This window comes from Methylobacterium tarhaniae (assembly GCF_001043955.1).
GTDB lineage: Bacteria > Pseudomonadota > Alphaproteobacteria > Rhizobiales > Beijerinckiaceae > Methylobacterium > Methylobacterium tarhaniae.
Genome location: NZ_LABZ01000062.1, coordinates 1 through 21,784 on the forward strand (window position 1 = coordinate 1; position 21,784 = coordinate 21,784).

The window sequence follows — 21,784 nt, forward strand, 5'->3', positions numbered from 1 at the left end:
CCGCCAGAGCCCGCGCCGGCGCCGGCACCGCCGGTCCCGATGCTGCGGCCCGCCCGGCCGGCCCCGCGCAGCATCTCGAAGAGCCCGGCGCCGACCCCGCCTCCCCCCGTGCCGGCGCTGCCGCCGCTCGCGCCCCTCGAGCGGCGGGTGCGCACCGGCCTGCGCCGCGGCTCTCGCAGCGTCGATGCCTCGATCGATCTGCACGGGATGCGCCAAGCCGAGGCGCATGCCGCCCTGATCGGTTTCCTGCACCGCTCCCGGGCCTCCGGCCACGCGGTGGTGCTGGTCGTCACCGGAAAGGGGGGGAGCGGCGATCCGTATGCCGAGCGCGGCGTGCTGCGCCGCAGCGTGCCGCATTGGCTGCGCCTGCCGGAACTGCGTCCGCTCGTTCTCGGCTTCGAGGAGGCCGCCCATCACCACGGCGGCGGCGGCGCGCTCTATATTCGCCTGCGCCGGCGCTAGAGCATCGGCGACGCGGAGATTGGTCCGTCGACGACGAGGCGGCGGCCTCGAAGACCCGGAGCATCGCCGGGCGATCCGCACGAGGCTGCCGGTCCGCCCGCGATGTCACGGTTACGGGATACTGTGGTCTGCTGCCCGAACAGGTCGAAAATGCCTGAACGTTGCATGGGCTCGACCGTCACGGCGATGATCACAGGTTGTGTCTTCGAGGGCGAAGCTTCCAAATGTTAATGCCCGCAGTGATGACTGCATCGATAGTTCGGAAGTGCTTTGGGCGCGGCCGGAGCATCGGCCTCGGGCTCGCCGCTCTCCCGACAACGCCGCACCGCGCCTCGCCCCACTTTTCCCCTCTGGGGACTTGAGTCGACGACGAGGACCCGTTACATAAAGTCGTTCCCTCCTCCATCGTCACGTCACGTCGCATCCAGAGCCGCCCGGCTCCTCCTCGCGACCTCCGGGACAATCAGGCGACGACTTCGCGACCGGTGCCTCTCTCGGCCACCCCGTTGCTCCCGCTCAACGCCGCGCCCTGCGGCGGCCGGACTTGTCCTGACATGACGCTTCCCTGCTTCGCCCCCGCACCCTGATATCCCATGATCGAAGATACTCTCGCCCCGATCGAGACCCCGGCCGCTCCCGCCATGCGCGAGGTGAAGCTGCAGGATCTCAAGTCCAAGACGCCGACCGAGCTCCTGACCTTCGCCGAGGAGGTCGAGGTCGAGAACGCCTCGACCATGCGCAAGCAGGAATTGATGTTCGCGATCCTGAAGCAGCTCGCTGCCAAGGACGTCGAGATCATCGGTGCCGGCACCGTCGAGGTGCTGCAGGACGGCTTCGGCTTCCTGCGCTCCTCCGACTCGAACTACCTGCCGGGCCCGGACGACATCTACATCTCGCCGACGCAGATCCGCCGCTTCGGCCTGCGCACCGGCGACACCGTCGAGGGCCCGATCCGCGGCCCGAAGGACGGCGAGCGCTACTTCGCGCTGCTCAAGGTCAACACCATCAATTTCGAGAACCCGGACAAGATCAAGCACAAGGTCCACTTCGACAACCTGACGCCGCTATTTCCCACGCAGCGCTTCAAGCTCGAACTGTCGGAGCCGACCCGCAAGGATTTCTCGCCCCGGATCATCGACATCGTCGCGCCGATCGGCAAGGGCCAGCGCGCCCTGATCGTGGCGCCGCCGCGCACCGGCAAGACGGTGCTGATGCAGAACATCGCCCAGTCGATCACCCTGAACCATCCCGAGTGCTACCTCATCGTCCTGCTCATCGACGAGCGGCCGGAAGAGGTCACCGACATGCAGCGCTCGGTGAAGGGCGAGGTGATCGCCTCGACCTTCGACGAGCCGGCGACCCGCCACGTCCAGGTCGCCGAGATGGTGATCGAGAAGGCCAAGCGCCTGGTCGAGCATGGCCGCGACGTGGTCATCCTCCTCGACTCGATCACCCGGCTGGGCCGCGCCTACAACACCGTGGTGCCGTCCTCCGGCAAGGTGCTGACCGGCGGTGTCGACGCCAACGCCCTGCAGCGGCCGAAGCGCTTCTTCGGCGCCGCCCGCAACATCGAGGAGGGCGGCTCCCTCACCATCATCGCCACCGCGCTGATCGATACCGGCTCGCGGATGGACGAGGTGATCTTCGAGGAGTTCAAGGGCACCGGCAACTCCGAGATCATCCTGGACCGCAAGGTCTCCGACAAGCGCATCTTCCCGGCGATCGACATCACCCGCTCCGGTACCCGCAAGGAGGAGTTGCTGGTCCCGCCGGACTCGCTCAAGAAGACCTACGTGCTGCGCCGCATCCTCAACCCGATGGGCGTCACCGACGCGATCGAGTTCCTGCTCGACAAGCTGCGCCAGACCAAGAGCAACAGCGACTTCTTCGACTCGATGAACACCTGATCCGGCCCGCTGTCGCAGTCAGCCGAGCCTTCCCGCGGCGCTCCGAAAGGGGCGCCGTTCTCATTTCAGGCAGAGCGCGAAAGACCCGGGCGGAGGGGTCGTCCCGGCATCGTCCCGTCTCGCCGATGATCACGCGACGCGGACCGACGCCTCCATTTTCGCTCGCTGGGATGCTCGGCGCTCAATCCCCGACCTCATGCTAGATTGCGGCCATGGGGAGCCCCGAGGAAGATCTCCTGGGATCGCCGAGGCTTGATGGGGCCATCCTTGAGGCCCGGCGGCCGTTGCGCATCGGCCAGCCGGGGTGCTTCTGCGATCGAGATCACCGCGCAGATCGAGCATGGGCCGAGCTCTTTCGCGAGCGATGCACAATGAGGTGCGGGAGCGCTGCCTCCCCGATCCTCTGCCCCGGATGTTCAGGCGTCGACCATCGGCCGGAGCAACCTCAACCCGGATCGGCAGTACCGCCGGATCGTGCTAGCCACGGCGCCGTGATGCCTTCCCTGGCTCCGAACCCCGGCCCTGTCCCCTGCCCCGCGACACCATTCCATGCTCCCCTCCGACACTATCTTCGCTCCCGCCACGGGCTATGGCCGCACTGCCGTTGCGGTCGTGCGGATCAGCGGTCCGCAGGCGGGACCGGCCCTCGTGGCCCTGATCCGGGCCGGGCTGCCGCCGGTGCGGCGGCTGTCGCTGCGCGTTCTTCGCGAGCCCGCGACCGGCGAACTGCTGGATCACGCCCTGGTCGCCTGGCTACCCGGCCCCGGCACCGCCACCGGCGAGGATATGGTGGAACTGCACCTCCATGGCGGCCCGGCGGTGCGGGCGGCGGTCCTGGGCAGCCTCGGCCGGATTCCGGGACTCGCGCCGGCTGAGCCCGGCGCTTTCACCCGCCGCGCCTTCCTCAACGGCCGCATGGACCTGACTGCCGTCGAAGGGCTGGCCGACCTGATCGATGCCGAAACCGAGGCGCAGCGGCGCCAGGCCGTGCGCCAGCTCGACGGTGCCCTTGGTCGGGCCGTCGAAGGCTGGCGGGCTGCCCTCCTCGATGTGCTCGCCGGGACCGAGGCGGCGCTCGATTTCGCCGATGAGGGCGATGTCGACGATGAAGCCTTGACCGCGTCAGGGCGCGCTGTCGCCGCCGGGGTGCGCGAGGCGATCCGGGCTGCCCTCGCCGATGGTCGCCGGGGTGAGCGCCTGCGGGACGGCTTCACGGTGGTGCTTGCCGGCGCCCCCAACGCGGGCAAGTCGAGCCTCCTGAACGCACTCGCCCGGCGTGACGTCGCGATCGTCTCGGAGGTCCCTGGGACGACGAGGGACGCGATCGAGGTGCGCTGCGACCTCGGCGGCCTGCCGGTCCTGCTGGTGGATACAGCGGGTCTGCGCGACAGCGCCGACGCGATCGAAGTGGAAGGCGTGGCGCGGAGCCGCCGCCGCATCGATCAAGCCGACTTGGTGCTGTGGTTGCGCGAGCCCGGCGGCGAGGGTCCCCCTCCCCTGTCAGGCCCCTTGCGCGTGGTCGCGACCAAGGGTGACGTGTCGCGCTCGGTCTCCGATGGCGAGATCCTGATCTCGGCACGGACGGGCGAGGGCCTCGACCGGCTGCTCGCCGAGATCGAGCACATGGCGGGGTCCTCCCTCGGCAGCGGCGACGCCCTTGTCACTCGTGAGCGGCAGAGGCTCGCTCTCGAGCGCTGCCTTCACCACCTCGACCGTGCGGCCACTCACGGCGCTGCGCTGCCGGCGGAGCTGGTGGCGGAGGATCTGCGTCTTGCGGTCCGGGCCCTCGGCGAAGTGGCCGGTCGGGTTGGGGTCGACGAGCTGCTGGATCGCCTCTTCAGCAGCTTCTGCATCGGCAAATAGGCTCGGTCCCGCATGTTTTCACGTGAAACGCCGGCCGAGCCGAGAGCGTGATTGACGCCGCTGCCGGCCGCTGCCTAATCACCTCATGCTCTCTGACGATTCTCCCACCTTCGACGTGATCGTCGTCGGCGGCGGGCACGCAGGCGCCGAGGCGGCCGCGGCCGCCGCGCGCTACGGTGCCCGCACCGCCCTCGTCACCCATCGCCGCGACACGCTCGGGGCGATGTCCTGCAATCCTGCTATTGGCGGCCTCGGCAAAGGCCACCTCGTGCGCGAGGTCGATGCCCTCGACGGCTTGATGGGCCGGGTGGCGGATCGCGCAGGGATCCAGTTTCGCCTGCTCAACCGCCGCAAGGGGCCGGCCGTACGCGGGCCGCGCAGCCAGGCCGACCGCAAGCTCTATGCTCGGGCCATGCAGGCCTTCCTGAGCGAGACACCCAATCTGACGATCATCGAGGGTGAGGTCGCGGATCTCGGAGTCATCAATGGCCGGGTCACCGGCGCGGTGCTGGCCGATGGCCGTGCCCTCCCCTGCCGCGCCGTGGTGCTCACGACCGGGACCTTCCTGCGCGGGCTGATCCATATCGGCGACGTCACGATTCCGGCTGGCCGGATCGGTGAAGGCCCGGCGCTGGGCCTGTCGGCGACCCTCGACCGGCACGGCTTCACCCTCGGGCGCCTGAAGACCGGCACGCCGCCCCGCCTCGATGGCCGTACCATCGATTGGCACGGCATCGACAAGCAGGCTGCCGACGACGAGCCGGTCCCGTTCTCGACCCTGACCGAGCGCATTACCACGCCCCAGATCGAGTGCGGGGTCACCCGGACGGGCCCGGCGGTGCACGACCTGATCCGCGCCAACCTTCACCGGTCGGCGATGTATTCCGGCGGCATCACCAGCCGTGGCCCCCGTTATTGCCCGTCGATCGAAGACAAGGTGGTGCGCTTCGGCGACCGCGACGGGCATCAGATCTTTCTCGAACCGGAGGGGCTCGACGACCCAACGGTCTACCCGAACGGGATTTCCACCTCCCTCCCCGAGGACGTGCAGCACGGCATCGTCCGCCTGCTGCCGGGCTGTGAGCATGCGGTGATCCTGCGCCCCGGCTACGCGATCGAGTACGATTACGTCGATCCGCGCGAACTCGACCCGACGCTCCAGACCCGCCGCATCACCGGCCTCTTCCTGGCCGGCCAGATCAACGGAACCACCGGCTACGAGGAAGCGGCTGGACAGGGCCTAGTGGCGGGGATCAATGCGGCTCGTCTCGCCGGTGCGGCCGAACTCGCGGTGTTCGACCGGGCCGAGTCCTATATCGGCGTGATGATCGACGACCTCGTGACCCATGGGGTCAGCGAGCCCTACCGCATGTTCACCTCCCGCTCGGAATACCGGCTCAGCCTGCGGGTCGACAATGCCGACGAGCGCCTGACCGGCCGTGGCCTCTCCCTCGGTTGCGTGTCCTCCGCGCGCGCACGGCATGATGCCGCCCGCCGCGAGGCGTTGCACGGCGCGCGCCGGATGCTGGACGATCTCAGCCTCACGCCGACGGAAGCGCAGCGGCACGGCATTGCACTCAACCGCGACGGCATCCGCCGCTCGGCGTTCCAGCTCCTGTCCTATCCGGAGATCTCCTGGGACCGTCTCGCCGCCGTGTGGCCGCAACTGAGGGCGATCTCCCTTGCCCTCGCCGACCGGCTCTGCACGGACGCGACCTATGCAGTCTATCTCGACCGGCAGCGTGCCGACATCGCGGCCTTTCGGCGCGACGAATCCGTGGCGCTTCCGGCCTTGCTCGATTACGGCAGCATCGCCGGTCTCTCGAACGAGTTGCGCCTGAAGCTCGACAAGGTCCGGCCACTCACTCTCGGCCAGGCTGCTCGCATCGAAGGCGTGACGCCCGCCGCCCTCACCCTGCTCGCCGCCCACGCGCGCCGCGGCGCAGCCGCTCAGGTTCCGGCCGAATGACCAAGGCTCCTCTCGGCCGCGACTCCGTGTTGCGTGAAGCCGGCGTTTCACGTGAAACAGCGGCGTCCCTCGACCTCTACGTCGCCCAGCTCACCCGCTGGCAATCGATCAAGAACCTCGTCGGTCCCTCGACCCTCGCCGAGGTCTGGACTCGCCACATCGCTGATTCGCTCCAGCTCCTGGCCCTCGCACCCGAGGCGACGCGGTGGCTCGACCTCGGCAGCGGTGCAGGAATTCCGGGTTTGATCCTGGCGATCGCCGGCCGCGAACGGCCGGGTTTCCACGTCGATCTCGTCGAGAGCAACGGCCGCAAGGGCGCCTTCCTGCAGGAGACGGCGCGGCTGACCGGCGCGCCGGCCAAAATCCACGTCGCCCGCATCGAGACGGTGATCGACAGCTTTACTGATTCGCAGATCGTCACCGCCCGGGCCCTCGCACCGCTCTCGCAGCTGCTCACCTGGACCGAGCCGCTGTTGAAAAACAGCGCCACCGGACTTTTTCCGAAAGGGCGTGATGTCTTAACCGAATTGACCGAGGCGGAGGAAAGGTGGAGATTTGACGTGGATCTGATCCCGAGCCGGACCGATTCTGATGCCAGAATCGTTCGCGTCTCCAGCGTGAGCGGCCTTCTCCCATGATCGCGGAAACCCCCGAGGCGCAGGCGAGCGGCAGCCCGCGGCCCCTGCGCATCATCGCGCTTGCCAACCAGAAGGGCGGCGTCGGCAAGACTACGACGGCGATCAATCTCGGCACCGCGCTCGCGGCGATCGGCGAGCACGTGCTGATCGTCGATCTCGACCCGCAGGGCAACGCCTCGACGGGTCTCGGTATCGATCGGCGGCAGCGCCGCCTCTCGACCTATGACGTGCTCGCCGGAGAGGCGGCCCTGGCCGAAGCGGTACAGGTGACTGCCGTGCCGCGCCTGTCGCTGATCCCGTCCACGATGGACCTTCTCGGCCTCGAGATGGCGATGGCGAGCGCGCCGGACCGCGCGCAGCGTCTGCGCCGGGCGCTGGAACCCCTCGATCTCGGCGATGTTCCGGATGACCAGCGCTTCACCTACGTGCTGATCGACTGTCCGCCCTCGCTCAACCTGCTCACCCTCAATGCCCTCGCAGCGGCGCACGCGGTCCTGGTGCCGCTGCAATGCGAGTTCTTTGCCCTGGAGGGCTTGAGCCAGCTCCTGCGCACCGTGGAGCAGGTGAAGAGCGCCCTCAATCCGCGTCTGGCGATCCAGGGCGTGGTGCTGACGATGTTCGACCCGCGCAACAATCTGTCGGCCCAGGTGGTGGCCGACGTGCGCGAGTTCATGGGCGACAAGGTCTACGAGACCATGATCCCCCGCAACGTGCGCGTCTCCGAGGCGCCGTCCCACGGCAAGCCGGTGCTGCTCTACGACCTCAAATGTGCGGGCTCGCAGGCCTATCTGCGGCTCGCCTCCGAGGTCATCCAACGGGAAGGCCGTCTTCCGGCCGCCGCCTGAACCAGCGTAACGGAGTCGATGAGAGGATGAAGGGTATGGCGGAGGAGGGAGCGCGGCCGCGCCTCGGGCGGGGCCTCGCGGCGCTGATCGGTGACTTCGGCGAGGAGGCTCCTGCGGCGCCCGAGAAGCCGAAGGCTGGCCAGCGGCGTGTGCCGATCGAGTTCCTGCGACCGAACCCGCGTAACCCGCGCCGCTACTTCGCCGAGACCGAGCTCGAGGAACTGTCGGCCTCGATCCGCACCCGCGGAGTGATCCAGCCGATCGTGGTCCGGGCGCTCGCCAACGTGCCGGACGCGTTCGAGATCGTGGCCGGTGAGCGGCGCTGGCGGGCGGCACAGCGGGCAGGCCTGCACGACGTGCCGGTCGTCACGGTCGAGATCGACGATCGGACCTCGCTCGAATACGCGATCCTGGAGAACGTCCAGCGTGCCGACCTCAACGCCATCGAGGAGGCAGCGGGCTACGAGCGGCTGATGAGCGAGTTCCGCTACACCCAGACCGAGCTTGCGGAGATCATCGGCAAGAGCCGCAGCCACCTCGCCAACACCCTGCGCCTGCTGCAATTGCCGCCCGGCGTGCAGGAGCACGTCATCGCGGGCACGCTCACGGCGGGCCACGCGCGGGCGCTCCTCGCCGTCAAGGATCCGGAGGGCGTCGCTCGCCGGGTGATCGAGGATGGCATGACGGTGCGCGAGGTCGAGGCCTTGGCCGCCGGTGAGCAGACGGGCACCGGCCCGCGCCCCGGTCGCCCGCGCAAGGCGGCGTTGGAGAAGGATGCCGATACGCGCGCCCTCGAACGGCGCTTGGAGGACGCCCTGGGGGTCGTGGTGTCGATCGAGGCCAAGGGAGCGGGCGGGGAGGTGCGCCTGCGCTACGCCAGCCTCGATCAGCTCGACGGGCTGTGCCGGCGCCTGGAGATGTGATGGCCGGAGAGGCCGGACCGCGGCCCGGCCTCCCGGAGCAGGGCAGGGGGGCTCGTCAGCCCCGCCGCGCCGCCTGGCTGGCGAGCCTCAGGAACAGGTCGGCGGCGATGGCGTGCGAGAAGTCGCCGCCGGCCCGGCGGGCTCCGAGCACCGCGTCCTGCAGCAGCGACACCGCCCGGCGCAACGAGGCCGGGCTCCAGCGGGCGAGCTGCGTCTCGACGATCTTCTGGCGGCGGAAATGCAGGCCGCGCCAGCCCGCCACCATCGCACTCGGGCTCTTGCCGTCACCGTCGAGGCGCGTGGCGAGGAGCGTGAGCGCATGGCGCAGGGCGCCCCCCAGCATCACTGAGGCGTCCATGCCCTCGATCTGGAAGCGGCGGTAGCTGCGCTCGGTCTCGGAGACGCGCCCCGCGAAGGCAGCGTCGATCAAGGCGTTGAGCATCGATCCCGAGACGTCGCTGCCGATCGCCTCGACGTCGTCGATGCCGACCTCGCCCTGGCCGCGGGCATAGAGCGCCAGCTTCTCGATCTCGCCGAGACTCGCGCGCCGGTCGCCGCCGAGGCTGCTGGCCAAGAGATCGCGGGCCTCTCGCGTGATGCGTAACGAGTCGGCCCGCAAGGTGCGCTCGATCAGGTCGGCGAGGGTGCCGAGATCGTCCGGGTAGCAGGGAATGGCCAATGCCCGGGGCGAGCGCTCGCAGACGACGCGGAGTGGCGCCGATTTGGCAAGGTCGCCGGCCTCGACCACGATCCGCGTGTCGGCGCCGTCCTGCTTCAAGGCGGCCTCCACCGCCGGTGCATAGTTGCGGCTGCCGGGCCGAACCCAGACCGCGCGCTTTCCACCGAACAGCCCTACCGTACCGGCTTCGTCGACGAGACGGCCGGGATCGCTCGCCAACACGTCGCCGTCGAGCTTGACCAGCGCGAAAGGATCGGCGGGATCATCGACGGCCTTCTCGGCGAGCAGGCGGGCACGCTCGGCGACGAGGCCGGTATCCGGGCCATAGACCAGGATCACGGCGATGCGAGGGTCGGGGCCACGGCGCAGCAGCCCTTCGACCTCGCCGGCCTTGACGGCGGTCACGAAACGCCTCCGGCAATCATGACGGGCTCAGGGCTGGGTCGCCAAGATCGCGGCAACGCGGGTCTTGATCTGGTCGGACAGGAGCTTGGCCAGCCGGATCTCGGCGTCGCGGGCGGCGCGCAGGCTGGCGAAACGCTGGGCCGAGCGGTCGTAGGTGGCGGTGCCCTGGGCGACGCCTTCGGTAATGGTCCGATCGCCGGCGAGGGTCTGGACCTTGTAGGATGCGGTGCCGACGAGCGTCGCCGACTCGGCCCGGCCGGTGACCGAGCTGACGATCGGCGTCTGCACCGACTCGCTCGCGATGAGGGTCAGGCGGTACTTCTTCTCCGCCGGCGTGCCCGACCCGTCGAGGTCGAAGACCAGCTCGCTGCGCAGGTAATGGCCGAGGCGCTCCTGCCCCTGTGCGGTCCTGGCCGGCTCGACCTGGATCGAGGCGAGCACGGCGCTCAAGGGGGCGCCGGAGGCGGTCGGTCCGTAGAGCGGCCGGAAGCAGGCCGAGAGGCCGAGCGCCAGGGTGGCGACGAGAGTGAGGTTCCGCGTCGTCTTCGCCGTGCTGCCTGCCATGAAGGTCCGTCCTGCCGCCATCGACTTCGTTACCGCTACGCTGACGCCGTTACCGTGGCGTCGAGGTTCTGCCAAGGGACACCTTTCGGGCGCGTCCGGCCCGCCTCAGAATAGGGGAGGGGATCTAAAGAGTCTCTGCGGCGACAGCGGGGCCGTGCCTGAGTCGTGGGCGGGAAATCGGGGATGTCGCGGATAAAGGAAGGGCCCGGCGATCCTGCGATCGTCGAGCCCTGACCTCAACGGAAGGCGTGGTCGTTCAGACCACGATGTTGACGATGCGCAGCGGCACCACGATCACCTTGCGGGGCGGCTTGCCCTCCAGGGCCCGCTGCACCGCCTCGAGGGCGAGCACCGCGGCCTGGACGGCGGCCTGGTCGGCGTCACGCGGCACGGTGACATCGGCGCGCTTGCGACCGTTGATCTGCACCGGCAGCGTCACGCTGTCCTCGACCAGGAGGTCGTGACGGACCGCTGGCCAGGCCGCTTCCGCTACCAGGCCGTCCTGCTTGAGCGCCGTCCAGCAGGTCTCGGCGAGGTGCGGCATCATCGGGGCGATGAGCTGCACCAGGATCAGCGTCGCTTCCCGCAGAGCAGGGGAGGGGGCGTGGCCGCGCTCGGCGTTGACCGCCTCCTGCAAGCTGTTCGCCAGCTCGTAGATATGCGCGACGCAGCGGTTGAAGCGCAGGCGCTCGATGTCGTCGCCGACCGCTGCGAGCGCCTTGTGCGCCGCTTTCAGCGCGGTCTCACTGCCGGCGCCCGCCGTCGCAATGCCACCCTCGGCGACTTCGCTCACCATGCGCCAGACGCGCTGCACGAAGCGCGAGGCTCCCTGCACGCCGTCCTCGGTCCAGATCACGTCGCGCTCCGGCGGCGAGTCGGAGAGCATGAACCAGCGAGCGGTGTCGGCGCCGTAGGAGGCGATGATGTCGTCGGGGTCGACGACGTTCTTCTTCGACTTCGACATCTTCTCGATCGCCCCGATGGCGATCGGCGCGTCGGTTTTCACGTGAAACGCTTTGCGGGCGCCATCCTCGGTCACGACCTTGACGTCGACCGGCTGCACCCAGGCACCGGCCTCATCGCGATAGGTCTCGTGGACGACCATCCCCTGCGTGAACAGGCCGGCAAAGGGCTCGTCGAGCCCGGCCCAGCCGGTCTGGCGCATCGCCCGCATGAAGAAGCGGGAATAGAGCAGGTGCAGGATCGCGTGCTCGATGCCGCCGATATACTGGTCGACGGGCAGCCAGTGGTCGGCAACCGCCTTGTCGGTCGGTGCGTCCTCCAGCCAGGGCGCGGTGAAGCGGGCGAAGTACCAGGACGAATCGACGAAGGTGTCCATCGTGTCGGTCTCGCGCCGGGCCGGCGCGCCGCAAGACGGGCACGGCACGTTGCGCCAGGCCGTATCCCGCTCCAGCGGGTTACCCGGCACGTCGAACGACACCTCCTCCGGCAGGCGCACCGGCAGGTCCGCGACCGGGACCGGCACGACGCCGCAGGATTCGCAATGGATCACCGGGATCGGGCAGCCCCAGTAGCGCTGGCGCGAGACGCCCCAGTCGCGCAGGCGGAACTGGACCCGGCGCTTGCCGACCGAGGCGCCGTCGAGGGTCTCGGCCTCCAGGCGGTCGGCGACGGTCTTGAACGCCTCGTCGGTGCTCATCCCATCGAGGAAGCGCGAGTTGATCATCCGGCCGTCGCCGTCATAGGCGGTGTCGGTGATCACGAAGGCGGCCGGGTCCTGGTCCGGCGGGCAGACGACGGGGGTGTTGCCGAGATCGTACTTGTTGGCGAAGTCGAGGTCGCGCTGGTCGTGCGCCGGGCAGCCGAACACCGCCCCGGTGCCGTATTCCATCAGCACGAAATTCGCGACGTAGACCGGCAGGGTCCAGGAAGGGTCGAGGGGGTGGCGCACCCGTAAGCCCGTGTCGAAGCCGAGCTTCTCCGCGGTGTCGATCGCGGCCTGCGCAGTCCCCATGCGCCGGCACTCGGCGATGAAGTCCTGCAGCGCCGGGTCATCCTTCGCCACCGCGGCGGCGAGGGGATGGTCGGCGGCAACCGCCAGGAACTTGGCGCCGAACAGCGTGTCGGGGCGCGTCGTGTAGACCGTGACTTCGCGTGCCGCGCCCTCGGGCGCGCTCTCGAGGGCGAAGCGCAGCTCCAGCCCTTCCGAGCGGCCGATCCAGTTGCGCTGCATCAGCCGGACCTTCTCCGGCCAACGCTCCAGCGTGTCGAGCCGGTCGTCGAGATCCTGGGCGAAATCGGTGATCTTGAAGAACCACTGGGTCAGCTCGCGCTGCTCGACGAGCGCGCCGGAGCGCCAGCCGCGCCCGTCGATCACCTGCTCGTTGGCAAGCACGGTGTGGTCGACGGGATCCCAGTTCACCTTCGCGGTACGGCGCGAGACCAGCCCGGCCTTGAGGAAGTCCAGGAACATCCGCTGCTGGTGCTTGTAGTAATCGGGATCGCAGGTCGCGATCTCGCGGCTCCAGTCCAGCGACAGGCCCATCGATTGCAGCTGCGCCCGCATCGTCGCGATGTTGGCGTAGGTCCAATCCCGGGGGTTGACCTTGTTCTGCATCGCGGCGTTCTCGGCCGGAAGGCCGAAGGCGTCCCAGCCCATCGGGTGCAGGACGTTGAAGCCCTTGGCGCGCTTGTAGCGGGCCACGACGTCACCCATCGCGTAATTGCGCACGTGGCCCATATGGATGCGCCCCGACGGGTAGGGGAACATCTCCAGCACGTAGTATTTCGGGCGCGGATCGTCGTTGCGGGTGCGAAAAATCTCCCGCTCGGCCCACACCTGCTGCCAGTGGGGCTCGGAATCCTTCGCGTTGTAACGTTCGGCCATGGCGGCGTCTTTGCGACCGGTCGGCGCCGGCGCCGAGAGCACCGGCGGCAGGGATGAAGGGAAAACGTCACGGCCGCAAACGGTTGAGCTTGCTCGGCGCGGCGCCGGCGGACTAGGACACGGTTTGGTCCCGAGGGTCAACAATCAAGGACGGGCGGCGCGCCGCCGGAAAGGAAACCGGTCATGATCGACCCGCAGACCGTCGTCGCGAACCTGGCCGAGGTGCGGGACGAGATCGCCCGCGCCGCGCATGATGGCGAGCGCGATCCGGCGGGCGTCGCGCTCATCGCCGTGTCGAAGACGATTCCCGCCGAGGGGATCCAGCCGGCCCTCGCGGCGGGCCAGCGTCTCTTCGGTGAAAACTACGTCCAGGAAGCCAAGTCCAAGTGGCCGGCCTTGCGCGAGGCGTATCCCGACGCCGAGTTGCACCTGATCGGCCCGCTCCAATCGAACAAGGCCCGCGAGGCGGTGGAACTGTTCGACGTGATCCACACCCTCGACCGGACGTCCCTCGCCGCCGCCCTGGCGAAGGAGATCCAGCGCAGCGGCCGGCATCCGACCCTGCTGGTTCAGGTCAATACCGGCGAGGAGCCGCAGAAGGGCGGGGTGGCGCCGGGCGCAGTCGACGCGTTCCTGGCCGAGTGCCGCGAGACGCATGGCCTCACGGTCTCGGGGCTGATGTGCATCCCGCCGGCGGAGGATCCGCCTTCGGCGCATTTCGGCCTGCTGGCGGCGATCGCTCGCCGCCACGCCCTGTCGGTCCTGTCGATGGGAATGAGCGCCGATTACCCGGCCGCCATCCAGATGGGGGCGACCCATGTGCGGGTCGGCAGCGCGATCTTCGGGGCGCGCCAGCCGAAAGGCTGACGCGCGCGCGTCAAGGCGTCAATTCGCGTGCAGGCAGCGGATTTCCTCCCGCGCCTGCTCCAGGAAGCGGACGCGATCCTCGTCCGTGAGCAGAACGGGGGAATTCGGCAATCCGTCGCGATAGCGGGCCGAGCTGTCCCAGAGGGTGCCGCGTGCGCCCTCCGCCGCATGGATCTGTCGGGCCCGAACGATCTCGGTCGCGGTGTAGGCGTCGAGCATGCGTCTCTCCCTGCGTCCGATAAGGCTTTTGTGTGGCAGCCGGACCCTACAGGATGTTTTCACGGCGCGCGAGTGTGGCAGCGTTACCAATTTGAAAGATGTCGTTGTGCTGCGCAGCATGCCTCATCGAGAAATTTGTTTCGAAATACCCGGGATTTCGGAGAACATCGCTCTTCAGATCGTGAGGCGGGTGCCGGGGCCGAGGCGGCGCAGCAGCCGGATCAGGTCTGGGCGGCGGAGCGCGACGCAGCCCTCGGTCGGCCGGAATCCCGGGCGGGCGACGTGCAGGAAGATCGCGCTGCCGCGGCCGGGACGGATCGGGCCGCGGTTGTAGTCGAGATCGATCACGAGATCGTAGAGCCCGTCGTCGCGCCAGAGCCGCTCGGCGCTGACGCCTGCGGCGGGCAGGGGAATGGGGCGGTTGTAGCGCCGGTCGCGGGGGTCGTCGCACCAGCCGTCGTCCGGGCGGATGCGGCGCAAGGGGAGGGGGGTCGCGGGCCGCATCGCGAGCCGGTCCGGACGGTAGAAGCCGCCGCGCAGGCGAAACACGCCGCGGGGCGAGGCGCCGTCGCCCTCGCGCTTCCGGCGCGTCTGGCCGCCCTTGCCGAGGGCGCAGGGAATCAGGACCGGGCCGGCGATCAGCGTGCCGCGGCGGCGGTCGAGGGGATTCGGGCGGACCCGCAGATGCGGGAGGGTGGTGCGCTTCATGAGTCCTGTCTTACGGTGCCGGCTCCGGAGCCGTCGAGGGGAGCGTGACAGGGCGTCCCGTCCGGCGGAGAATGGCGCGAGCCCCCCGCATTCGAACCGTTGCGACCACTATGCCCGAGCCGACCTCCGCTCCCGAGCCCGCGCCGGACTGGCTCGGCTGGCTGCCGCCGCGCCTCATCGCGGTCGATGTCGAGACGACGGGGCTGGCCGAGACCGACCGGGTGGTGAGTTTCGGCGCCGTGGCGCTCACCACCGCGTCCCTCGCCGCCGGCCGGCCGGATCTCGCCTGCCACCACCTGATCTTCGATCCCGGCCGGGCGAGCCACCCGATGGCCGAGGCGGTGCACGGCTACGACGACTGGCTCCTGCGCCACCAGGACCCGGCCGGCGCACATGCGGGAACTCTGGCCGACCTGCTCGCGGGGGCCGACCTGATCGTGGCCCACAACGCCGCCTTCGATCTCGGCTTCCTCAACCGGGAACTCGCCGCAGCCGGGCTGCCGCCGGTATCCGCCAAGGTCTACTGCACCATGGAGGCCTATCGCCGCCGGGGCGAGAAGGGCCGGGCCGCCCTCGACGCGGTGTGCCGGCGCATCGGCATCGCCCGGGTGGGCGCCCGCCACGGCGCGCTGGAGGATGCCTGGCTGGCGCTCCGGGCCTATCTCTGGCTCCAGGCCTGCCCGGTGGCGGTGGCGCGCCCTCGCCTCGCCCCGCCCAGCAACCTGCGCGTCCCGCCGCCCTGCCCGGAAGGCCCGCTGCCGCGACGGCCGTAAGGCCGGCGCCGTGGACAGGCCGGGGCGCGGCCCTTGCCGCGGCGGGACGCTCCGCTACTCTGCCCCTCCATGCTGCCAGGCTGCGGTCCGTCCGGGATCGCAGCGCCGGCCGGCGGCGCGACCCGCGCCCGCCTTCCTCGAGAGTGTCGGTTCGATGTCGAACGCCCACCGCCTGCTCGTCGTCGACGACGATCCGACCCTGCGCGACACCCTGACCGAGCAGCTCGCCCTCTCGGACGCCTTCGAGGTGGTGACGGCCGAGACCGCGCGCGCGGCGATGGAGCGGGTCGCGGCCGAGCGGGTCGACCTCGTGGTGATGGATGTCGGCCTGCCCGATCTCGACGGGCGGGAGGCGGTGCGGCAGATGCGCCAGGGCGGCTTTCGCGGCCCGGTGATCATGCTGACCGGCCAGACCTCGGATTCCGACACCGTGCAGGGGCTGGATGCGGGCGCCAACGACTACGTGACGAAGCCGTTCAAGCTCGCGGTGCTGCTCGCGCGCATCCGCGCCCAGCTGCGCCAGTACGAGGCGAGCGAGGACGCGGTGTTCCAGATCGGCCCCTACACCTTCCGCCCGGGTGCCAAGCTCCTCGTCGGCGAGCGCGGCTCGAAGCTCAAGCTCACCGAGAAGGAGACCGCGATCCTGCGCTTCCTCTACCGCGCCGGACGGCAGGTGGTGGGGCGCGACACGCTGCTCGCCGAGGTGTGGGGCTACAACGCGCAGGTCACCACCCACACCCTCGAGACCCATATCTATCGCCTGCGCCAGAAGATCGAGCCGAACCCCGCCACCGCCTCGATCCTGGTGACCGAGGGGGGCGGGTACAAGCTGCTGCCGTAACGCGCCCGGCCGCCGGCCGGGCGCCGGCCCTCACGCGATCAGCCCCCGCGCCTCCACGGGCAGCGTGCCGACGATCGCCCCGTCCCGCACCGTCACCAGCGCGTCGACCATGTTGACGACGACGCAGACGTGATTGGGCACCACCTCGACCAGGGTGCCGACCGGCGGCCGCTCGGCGCAGGCCGAGAGGTCCAGGAAGCCGTGCTCCTCGGCGAAGGCCTGGATGCGGGCGCCCGGATGATCGGGCATCAGCCCGAAGCCGTCGAGGCCGCCGCCGGAATCGCTGGTGAGCGTCTTCGAGCCGGCATCCAGGATGCCGCGTTCGGGGCCTGCCCGGCTCACCACCCGGGAGAGCACCGCGAGCGCGCAATCGTCCAGCGTCGCGACGCCCGCCGCCATCATCATGCGGTCGTTGAAGATCACGGTGCCGGCCCGGTGCTCGGTGGCGCCGTGGACTTGGCCCAGCTCCGGCAGGTTCGGCGTGCCGCCGGTCGAGACGATGCGGGCATGCAGGCCGTGCTCGGCCAGCCCGGCTTTCGCCTGGTCGAGGAAGCGTTGAGCCTCGGCGACGCCGCCGGCCGGCGGGTACATCAGCAGGCCCGCGAAGGCGAGGCCGGGCCGCCCCGCGATGTCGCGGGCGAGCGCCACCGCCTCGCCCGGGGTCTCGACGCCGGCGCGCTTGCGGCCGGTGTCGCATTCCACCACCACGTCGAGACTCCGCCCGCCCGCTTGCGCGGCCTCGGGCAGGCCCGCCACCGTCACCGGGTTGTCGGCCGCGACGGTGATCCGGGCGGGGCTCTCGCGCAGGAGCCGGCCGAGGCGCCCGACCGCGTGCGGGCCGATCAGGTTGTAGCTCACCAGGATGTCGTCGATCCCGGCCCGGGCCATCACCTCGGCCTCGCCGATCTTCTGGCAGGTGACGCCGCGCGCCCCGGCCTCGATCTGCATCCGGGCGAGGACCGGGCTCTTGTGGGTCTTGATGTGCGGGCGGTTGGCGAGGCCGGCCGCATCGCAGGCGGCCTGGAGCCGGGCGATGTTGCGGGCCACCCGGTCGAGGTCGACGACGACCGCCGGCGTGCCGTAGCGGCGGGCGATCTCCTCGCGGAGCGCGGGGGCGATCATCGCGGCGCGTTCCCGTCGGCCCTGTCCGGAATCATGTTGAGGCGCATCGTGGTCCCTCCTGCGGATCGACTCCGCCCCGGATCGTAGCCGAAAATCGGGCACGCCGCCCCCTTGCCCCTAGGGCAGACGTGCCCTATGGGCCCGCAACCCAATCTTAGACTTCCGCTTCTAAAGCGTGAGGATCCCTGGCACCGCGCAACGGAGCGTCGATGCACCCCGGACCCCGCAGGCGACCATCGGCCGCGTCCCGCACGCTGGCCGCATCCATCGTCGCCGCCACCCTGGTGATCGGAGCGACCTCCGGCCTGATGATCATGCAGATGCGCCGCAGTGCCTGGGACCAAGTCGGCCATGTGTCGCGGAACCTGCTGGAATCGGTCGAGCACTTGGTCGACCGCAACGTCGAGCTCTACGACCTGTCGCTCCAGGCCGTCGTCGAGGGCCTGCGCAACCCGGAGGTCGATGGCCTCGCCCCGAGCCTGCGCCAGCTAGTGCTGTTCGACCGGGCCGCCAGCGCGACCGGGCTGGGGGCGATCCTCGCCCTCGACCCGCAAGGCGCCGCCTTCGCCGATTCGACGGCGGAGGTCCCGCGTCCGTTGCGCTTTCCCGACGCGGATTTCTTCCGGATCCACAAGGAGCGGGAGGATGCCGGGCTCTATATCGGCAAGCCGCTCAGGATGGCACCGGACGGACGCTGGGTGATCCCGCTCAGCCGGCGCCTCACCTATGCCGACGGGGCCTTTGCCGGCGTCGTCGTCGGCACGATCGACATCGGCTATTTCGACGCGCTGTTCAGCCATTTCAGCCTCGGCGACCAGAGCCGCATCGCCGTCTTCCGCGAGAGCGGCGAGCTTCTCGTCCGCACCCCGAGGCGGGAGAGCGTCATCGGCCAGAGCCTGACGACGGCCGCGCATTTCCCGCGCTACCTCGAACATCGCTCGGGACAGTTCGTCGCGGTCAGCCACATCGATCCCGCCGAGGTCCTGATCAGCTACGGCCGGATCGGCGACCATTCCCTCATCGCCACGGTGGGGGTGCCGACGACGGTGATCGCGGCCCTGTGGCGGCCGAAGGCCATGGCGATCGTCGGTCTGGTGATGGTCCTGTGCGGCGGCATGATCGGGCTGACCCTGGCGTTGCAGCGCGAGCTCGAGCGGCGCGGCAAGGCCGAGGAGCGGGCGCTCGCGGCCAACCGCGACCTCGCCCGCCTCGCCCATACCGACGGGCTCACCGGGCTGCCGAACCGGCGCCAGTTCGACGAGGCCTTCGCGCGTGCGCGCGGCGAGGCGGTGCGCACCGGCGCGCCCTTGTCCCTCCTCCTCCTCGATGCCGACCGGTTCAAGCGCTACAACGACACCTACGGGCACCTCGCGGGCGACGAGGTGCTGCGCGCCGTCGCCCGGGTGCTTCAGCGCCAGGTCCGGGAGCCGGAGGAGAGCGCCTGCCGGATCGGCGGCGAGGAATTCGCCGTGCTGCTGCCGGGCATCTCCGGCCCGGACGCCGCCGCCCGGGCCGAGTGCATCCGCCGGGCGCTGGCGCGCCTGCGGATCCCGCATATCGGCAACGGGGGCGGCATCGTGACGTTGAGCCTCGGGGTCGCGGAGGTTTTCCGGGACGAGACGGCCGGGCAGGCCTTCTCGGCCGCCGACGCGGCGCTCTACGAAGCCAAGCGCCAGGGGCGCAACCGCGTGATGGTCCGGCCGGGCAGCGCGGAAGGAGCGCGGATCGCCTGAGCCCGCCGGGGGGCAGGGCCGGCAGGCGGTGTCGCGCCCGCCGCATTTTCTGCGACGAACCGGTGTCCATCCCGGCCGGAAATGCTCTAGAGCTTGGCCGAGCCGCCCGGGCGATTCAGGCGGCGCCGGCGAGGCGGACCGCGTGGGCGCGGCAGGGGAGAGCGAGGCCGTTGGCGCTCGACGACGACATCGCGATTCTAGAGGCGGCGCCGCTGTTCGGCCTGATGAACCGGGATGCCCTGCGGCTGATCTCGTTCGCGGCCGAGCGCCGCCGGCTCGAGCCGGGCGCCGTGCTGTTCGCCCGGGGCGAGACCGCCGAGGGCGGCTTCGTGGTGACCCGAGGCACGGTGGTGCTGGAGCCCCGCTCCCCCCGCGGTGCCCCGGTCGAGGCCGGTCCCTCGGCGCTGATCGGCCAGGCTGCCCTGTTCTTTCCCCTGGAACGGCCGACCACCGCGCGGGCCGGCGACGGCCCGGTCGAGGTCATGGTCGTCACCCAGGCGGTGATGCGCCGGATGCTCGAAGTGTTTCCGGACGCTGCCGCGGTGATCCACGACGCGCTCGCCGACGAGCTCGTCGCCCTGACCCGCGCCTTTGCCGACAGCCGGGCCGCCGACCCGACGTGACAGCACGGCAGGGGCTTTGGTAGAGGGGACGCCCATTCTCTTCCGCCTGGACGCCTTCCCATGTCGCACGCCGATCTCGCCCGGACCATCGAAGCCGCCTGGGAGGACCGCGCGGGCGTCGGCGCCGACACGCGCGGACAGGTGCGCGAGGCGGTCGAGGCCGCCCTGGCGCTGCTCGATTCCGGCGAGGCCCGGGTCGCCGAGAAGTCCGGCAACGACGACTGGCACGTCAACCAGTGGCTCAAGAAGGCGGTGCTGCTCTCGTTCCGCCTCAACGACATGTCGCTGATCCCGGGCGGCCCCGGCAACGGCGGCTGGTGGGACAAGGTGCCGTCGAAGTTCGAGGGCTGGGACGCCGCGCGCTTCCGCGCCGCGGGCTTCCGGGCGGTGCCGGGCGCCGTGGTGCGCCGGGGCGCCCACATCGCCCCGGGCGCGGTGCTGATGCCGTCCTTCGTCAATCTCGGCGCCTATGTCGGCGAGGGCACGATGGTCGACACCTGGGCCACGATCGGCTCCTGCGCCCAGGTCGGCAAGAACTGCCACATCTCCGGCGGCGCCGGCATCGCCGGCGTGCTCGAGCCGCTCCAGGCCAACCCGGTCATCATCGAGGACAATTGCTTCATCGGCGCCCGCGCCGAGGTGGCCGAGGGCGTGATCGTCGGCGAGGGCAGCGTGCTCTCGATGGGCGTCTATATCGGCGCCTCGACCAAGATCATCGACCGGGCCACCGGCGAGGTCTCTTACGGCCGCGTGCCGCCCTACTCGGTGGTGGTGTCGGGCACGCAACCCGGCAAGGCGCTGCCGGATGGCACCCCCGGCCCGTCGCTCTACTGCGCCGTCATCGTCAAGCGCGTCGATGCCGGCACCCGGGCCAAGACCGGCATCAACGAGCTCCTGCGGGACTGAACGGTTCCCGGCGTCGCGGTCCCTTCAGACCGCGACGTTGTCGATGAGGCGCGTGCGGCCGAGACAGGCGGCCGCCAGCACCCGGGCCGGACCCTCGACCCGCTCGAGCGGCGCCAGGGTGTCGGCATCGTTCACCGACAGGTACTGCACCGGCGCGAACCCGGCCGCCGCGAGGAGCCCCCGGCCCTCCGCCAGGGCGGGCGCCGTCGCGCCTCCGCCGCGCACGGCCTCGGCCACCCGTTGCAGCACGGCATGCAGGGCGGGCGCCGTCCGCCGCTCCTCGTCCGAGAGGTAGCGGTTGCGCGACGACAGCGCGAGGCCGTCGGGCTCGCGCAGGGTCGGCGCGCCCTCGATCGCGACCGGGATGTCGAGGTCGCGGGCGGCGCGCCGGATCACCTGGAGCTGCTGGAAGTCCTTCTCGCCGAAGATCGCCCGGTCGGGCAGGCATTGCAGCAGCAGCTTCGTCACCACGGTGGCGACGCCGGCGAAATGCCCGGGGCGAAGGGGGCCGCACAGGACCTCCGTCAGTCCCGCCACCGTCACGGTGGTGGAGAAGCCGGGCGGGTACATGGTCGCCACGTCGGGCAGGAAGGCGGCGTCGGCCCCGACCGCGGCGAGGAGGGCGAGGTCGGCGTCCAGGACCCGCGGGTAGCGCGAAAAATCCTCGTTCGGACCGAACTGCGTCGGGTTGACGAAGATGCTGACCACAACCCGCCGGCAGTTCGCCTGCGCCTGCCGCACCAGGGACAGATGCCCCTCATGCAGCGCCCCCATGGTCGGCACCAGGGCCACGCCCTCGCCGCCCGCCCGCCAGGCCCGCACCTGCGCCCGCAGGGCGGCGACGTCGGTCAGCCGGAGGACGGGGATGGGAGGGGAGGGGGGCAAGGTC

20 protein-coding genes are annotated in these 21,784 nt (G+C 70.4%); 13 read left to right on the top strand and 7 right to left on the bottom strand.

The window, feature by feature from the left end; genetic code table 11:
• From VQ03_RS09960 to VQ03_RS09990, 7 genes are all read left to right on the top strand, one after another.
• Positions 1-462: Smr/MutS family protein (locus tag VQ03_RS09960; RefSeq protein WP_048450741.1), on the top strand; the 462-nt coding region annotated here is incomplete at its 5' end.
• A 593-nt stretch (positions 463-1,055) separates the two neighbouring features.
• A complete protein-coding gene (gene rho / locus VQ03_RS09965) occupies positions 1,056-2,369 on the top strand; it encodes a transcription termination factor Rho (RefSeq protein ID WP_048450723.1) in 1,314 nt (437 codons plus the stop codon).
• A gap of 549 nt (positions 2,370-2,918) precedes the next feature.
• Entirely contained in the window at positions 2,919-4,232 is a 1,314-nt protein-coding gene (gene mnmE / locus VQ03_RS09970) for a tRNA uridine-5-carboxymethylaminomethyl(34) synthesis GTPase MnmE (protein ID WP_048450724.1), read from the top strand.
• An 85-nt stretch (positions 4,233-4,317) separates the two neighbouring features.
• Positions 4,318-6,201: a tRNA uridine-5-carboxymethylaminomethyl(34) synthesis enzyme MnmG gene (gene mnmG, locus VQ03_RS09975; RefSeq protein WP_048450725.1), complete on the top strand. Its 1,884-nt coding sequence runs from the start codon at positions 4,318-4,320 to the stop codon at positions 6,199-6,201.
• Positions 6,198-6,839: a 16S rRNA (guanine(527)-N(7))-methyltransferase RsmG gene (rsmG, locus tag VQ03_RS09980; protein WP_048450726.1), complete on the top strand. Its 642-nt coding sequence runs from the start codon at positions 6,198-6,200 to the stop codon at positions 6,837-6,839. The genes mnmG and rsmG overlap by 4 nt, the downstream gene beginning before the upstream one ends.
• Positions 6,836-7,684, top strand: a complete 849-nt coding sequence (locus VQ03_RS09985; RefSeq protein WP_048450727.1) for a ParA family protein — start codon at positions 6,836-6,838, stop codon at positions 7,682-7,684. Before rsmG ends, VQ03_RS09985 begins: the two co-directional genes overlap by 4 nt.
• Before the next feature lie 35 nt (positions 7,685-7,719).
• The gene (locus VQ03_RS09990) at positions 7,720-8,607 is read left to right on the top strand and encodes a ParB/RepB/Spo0J family partition protein (RefSeq protein ID WP_048450728.1); all 888 of its coding nucleotides are present in this window, start codon (positions 7,720-7,722) and stop codon (positions 8,605-8,607) included.
• A 55-nt stretch (positions 8,608-8,662) separates the two neighbouring features.
• Here VQ03_RS09990 and holA read toward each other — a convergent pair whose 3' ends face one another.
• The 3 genes from holA to leuS all read right to left on the bottom strand — a co-directional run bounded on the left by holA (position 8,663) and on the right by leuS (position 13,103).
• Positions 8,663-9,691: a DNA polymerase III subunit delta gene (gene holA / locus VQ03_RS09995; RefSeq protein ID WP_048450729.1), complete on the bottom strand. Its 1,029-nt coding sequence runs from the start codon at positions 9,689-9,691 to the stop codon at positions 8,663-8,665.
• A gap of 27 nt (positions 9,692-9,718) precedes the next feature.
• Positions 9,719-10,255, bottom strand: a complete 537-nt coding sequence (locus VQ03_RS10000; RefSeq protein ID WP_048450730.1) for an LPS assembly lipoprotein LptE — start codon at positions 10,253-10,255, stop codon at positions 9,719-9,721.
• A 256-nt stretch (positions 10,256-10,511) separates the two neighbouring features.
• Positions 10,512-13,103, bottom strand: coding sequence for a leucine--tRNA ligase (gene leuS, locus VQ03_RS10005; RefSeq protein ID WP_048450731.1), 2,592 nt, complete (start codon positions 13,101-13,103; stop codon positions 10,512-10,514).
• A 183-nt stretch (positions 13,104-13,286) separates the two neighbouring features.
• On the opposite strand from leuS, the gene VQ03_RS10010 reads away from it, so the two are divergent.
• Positions 13,287-13,970: a YggS family pyridoxal phosphate-dependent enzyme gene (locus tag VQ03_RS10010; RefSeq protein ID WP_048450732.1), complete on the top strand. Its 684-nt coding sequence runs from the start codon at positions 13,287-13,289 to the stop codon at positions 13,968-13,970.
• Between the two features lie 18 nt (positions 13,971-13,988).
• Here the strand turns inward: VQ03_RS10010 and VQ03_RS10015 are convergent, their stop codons facing one another.
• The gene (locus tag VQ03_RS10015; protein ID WP_048434578.1) at positions 13,989-14,189 is read right to left on the bottom strand and encodes a hypothetical protein; all 201 of its coding nucleotides are present in this window, start codon (positions 14,187-14,189) and stop codon (positions 13,989-13,991) included.
• A 174-nt stretch (positions 14,190-14,363) separates the two neighbouring features.
• Complete coding sequence (locus VQ03_RS10020; protein ID WP_048450733.1) at positions 14,364-14,897, bottom strand: L,D-transpeptidase family protein; 534 nt, start codon at positions 14,895-14,897, stop codon at positions 14,364-14,366.
• A gap of 110 nt (positions 14,898-15,007) precedes the next feature.
• Here VQ03_RS10020 and VQ03_RS10025 point away from each other — a divergent pair, with 110 nt between their 5' ends.
• The gene (locus VQ03_RS10025; protein ID WP_048450734.1) at positions 15,008-15,670 is read left to right on the top strand and encodes a 3'-5' exonuclease; all 663 of its coding nucleotides are present in this window, start codon (positions 15,008-15,010) and stop codon (positions 15,668-15,670) included.
• A 154-nt stretch (positions 15,671-15,824) separates the two neighbouring features.
• A complete protein-coding gene (locus tag VQ03_RS10030) occupies positions 15,825-16,511 on the top strand; it encodes a response regulator transcription factor (RefSeq protein WP_048450735.1) in 687 nt (228 codons plus the stop codon).
• 30 nt (positions 16,512-16,541) lie between these two features.
• On the opposite strand, the gene VQ03_RS10035 is transcribed toward VQ03_RS10030, so the two are convergent.
• On the bottom strand, positions 16,542-17,630 hold the full coding sequence (locus VQ03_RS10035; protein ID WP_425350051.1) for an alanine racemase: 1,089 nt from the start codon (positions 17,628-17,630) through the stop codon (positions 16,542-16,544).
• Between the two features lie 212 nt (positions 17,631-17,842).
• Here VQ03_RS10035 and VQ03_RS10040 point away from each other — a divergent pair, with 212 nt between their 5' ends.
• The 3 genes from VQ03_RS10040 (at position 17,843) to dapD (ending at position 20,895) form a co-directional block, all read left to right on the top strand.
• On the top strand, positions 17,843-19,366 hold the full coding sequence (locus VQ03_RS10040) for a sensor domain-containing diguanylate cyclase (RefSeq protein ID WP_048450737.1): 1,524 nt from the start codon (positions 17,843-17,845) through the stop codon (positions 19,364-19,366).
• A gap of 170 nt (positions 19,367-19,536) precedes the next feature.
• A complete protein-coding gene (locus VQ03_RS10045; protein ID WP_048450738.1) occupies positions 19,537-19,989 on the top strand; it encodes a Crp/Fnr family transcriptional regulator in 453 nt (150 codons plus the stop codon).
• A 60-nt stretch (positions 19,990-20,049) separates the two neighbouring features.
• Entirely contained in the window at positions 20,050-20,895 is an 846-nt protein-coding gene (gene dapD / locus VQ03_RS10050; protein ID WP_048450739.1) for a 2,3,4,5-tetrahydropyridine-2,6-dicarboxylate N-succinyltransferase, read from the top strand.
• Between the two features lie 24 nt (positions 20,896-20,919).
• Here the strand turns inward: dapD and panC are convergent, their stop codons facing one another.
• Positions 20,920-21,780: a pantoate--beta-alanine ligase gene (panC, locus tag VQ03_RS10055; RefSeq protein ID WP_048450740.1), complete on the bottom strand. Its 861-nt coding sequence runs from the start codon at positions 21,778-21,780 to the stop codon at positions 20,920-20,922.
• Positions 21,781-21,784 lie beyond the last annotated feature (4 nt).

Bases quoted from the DNA above. Each gene is read 5' to 3' on its own strand.
- rho (WP_048450723.1), top strand. From the start codon at position 1,056: ATGATCGAAGATACTCTCGCCCCGATCGAGACCCCGGCCGCTCCCGCC.
- mnmE (WP_048450724.1), top strand. From the start codon at position 2,919: ATGCTCCCCTCCGACACTATCTTCGCTCCCGCCACGGGCTATGGCCGC.
- mnmG (WP_048450725.1), top strand. From the start codon at position 4,318: ATGCTCTCTGACGATTCTCCCACCTTCGACGTGATCGTCGTCGGCGGC.
- rsmG (WP_048450726.1), top strand. From the start codon at position 6,198: ATGACCAAGGCTCCTCTCGGCCGCGACTCCGTGTTGCGTGAAGCCGGC.
- VQ03_RS09985 (WP_048450727.1), top strand. From the start codon at position 6,836: ATGATCGCGGAAACCCCCGAGGCGCAGGCGAGCGGCAGCCCGCGGCCC.
- VQ03_RS09990 (WP_048450728.1), top strand. From the start codon at position 7,720: ATGGCGGAGGAGGGAGCGCGGCCGCGCCTCGGGCGGGGCCTCGCGGCG.
- VQ03_RS10000 (WP_048450730.1), bottom strand. From the start codon at position 10,255: ATGGCAGGCAGCACGGCGAAGACGACGCGGAACCTCACTCTCGTCGCC.
- leuS (WP_048450731.1), bottom strand. From the start codon at position 13,103: ATGGCCGAACGTTACAACGCGAAGGATTCCGAGCCCCACTGGCAGCAG.
- VQ03_RS10010 (WP_048450732.1), top strand. From the start codon at position 13,287: ATGATCGACCCGCAGACCGTCGTCGCGAACCTGGCCGAGGTGCGGGAC.
- VQ03_RS10015 (WP_048434578.1), bottom strand. From the start codon at position 14,189: ATGCTCGACGCCTACACCGCGACCGAGATCGTTCGGGCCCGACAGATC.
- VQ03_RS10020 (WP_048450733.1), bottom strand. From the start codon at position 14,897: ATGAAGCGCACCACCCTCCCGCATCTGCGGGTCCGCCCGAATCCCCTC.
- VQ03_RS10025 (WP_048450734.1), top strand. From the start codon at position 15,008: ATGCCCGAGCCGACCTCCGCTCCCGAGCCCGCGCCGGACTGGCTCGGC.
- VQ03_RS10030 (WP_048450735.1), top strand. From the start codon at position 15,825: ATGTCGAACGCCCACCGCCTGCTCGTCGTCGACGACGATCCGACCCTG.
- VQ03_RS10040 (WP_048450737.1), top strand. From the start codon at position 17,843: ATGCACCCCGGACCCCGCAGGCGACCATCGGCCGCGTCCCGCACGCTG.
- dapD (WP_048450739.1), top strand. From the start codon at position 20,050: ATGTCGCACGCCGATCTCGCCCGGACCATCGAAGCCGCCTGGGAGGAC.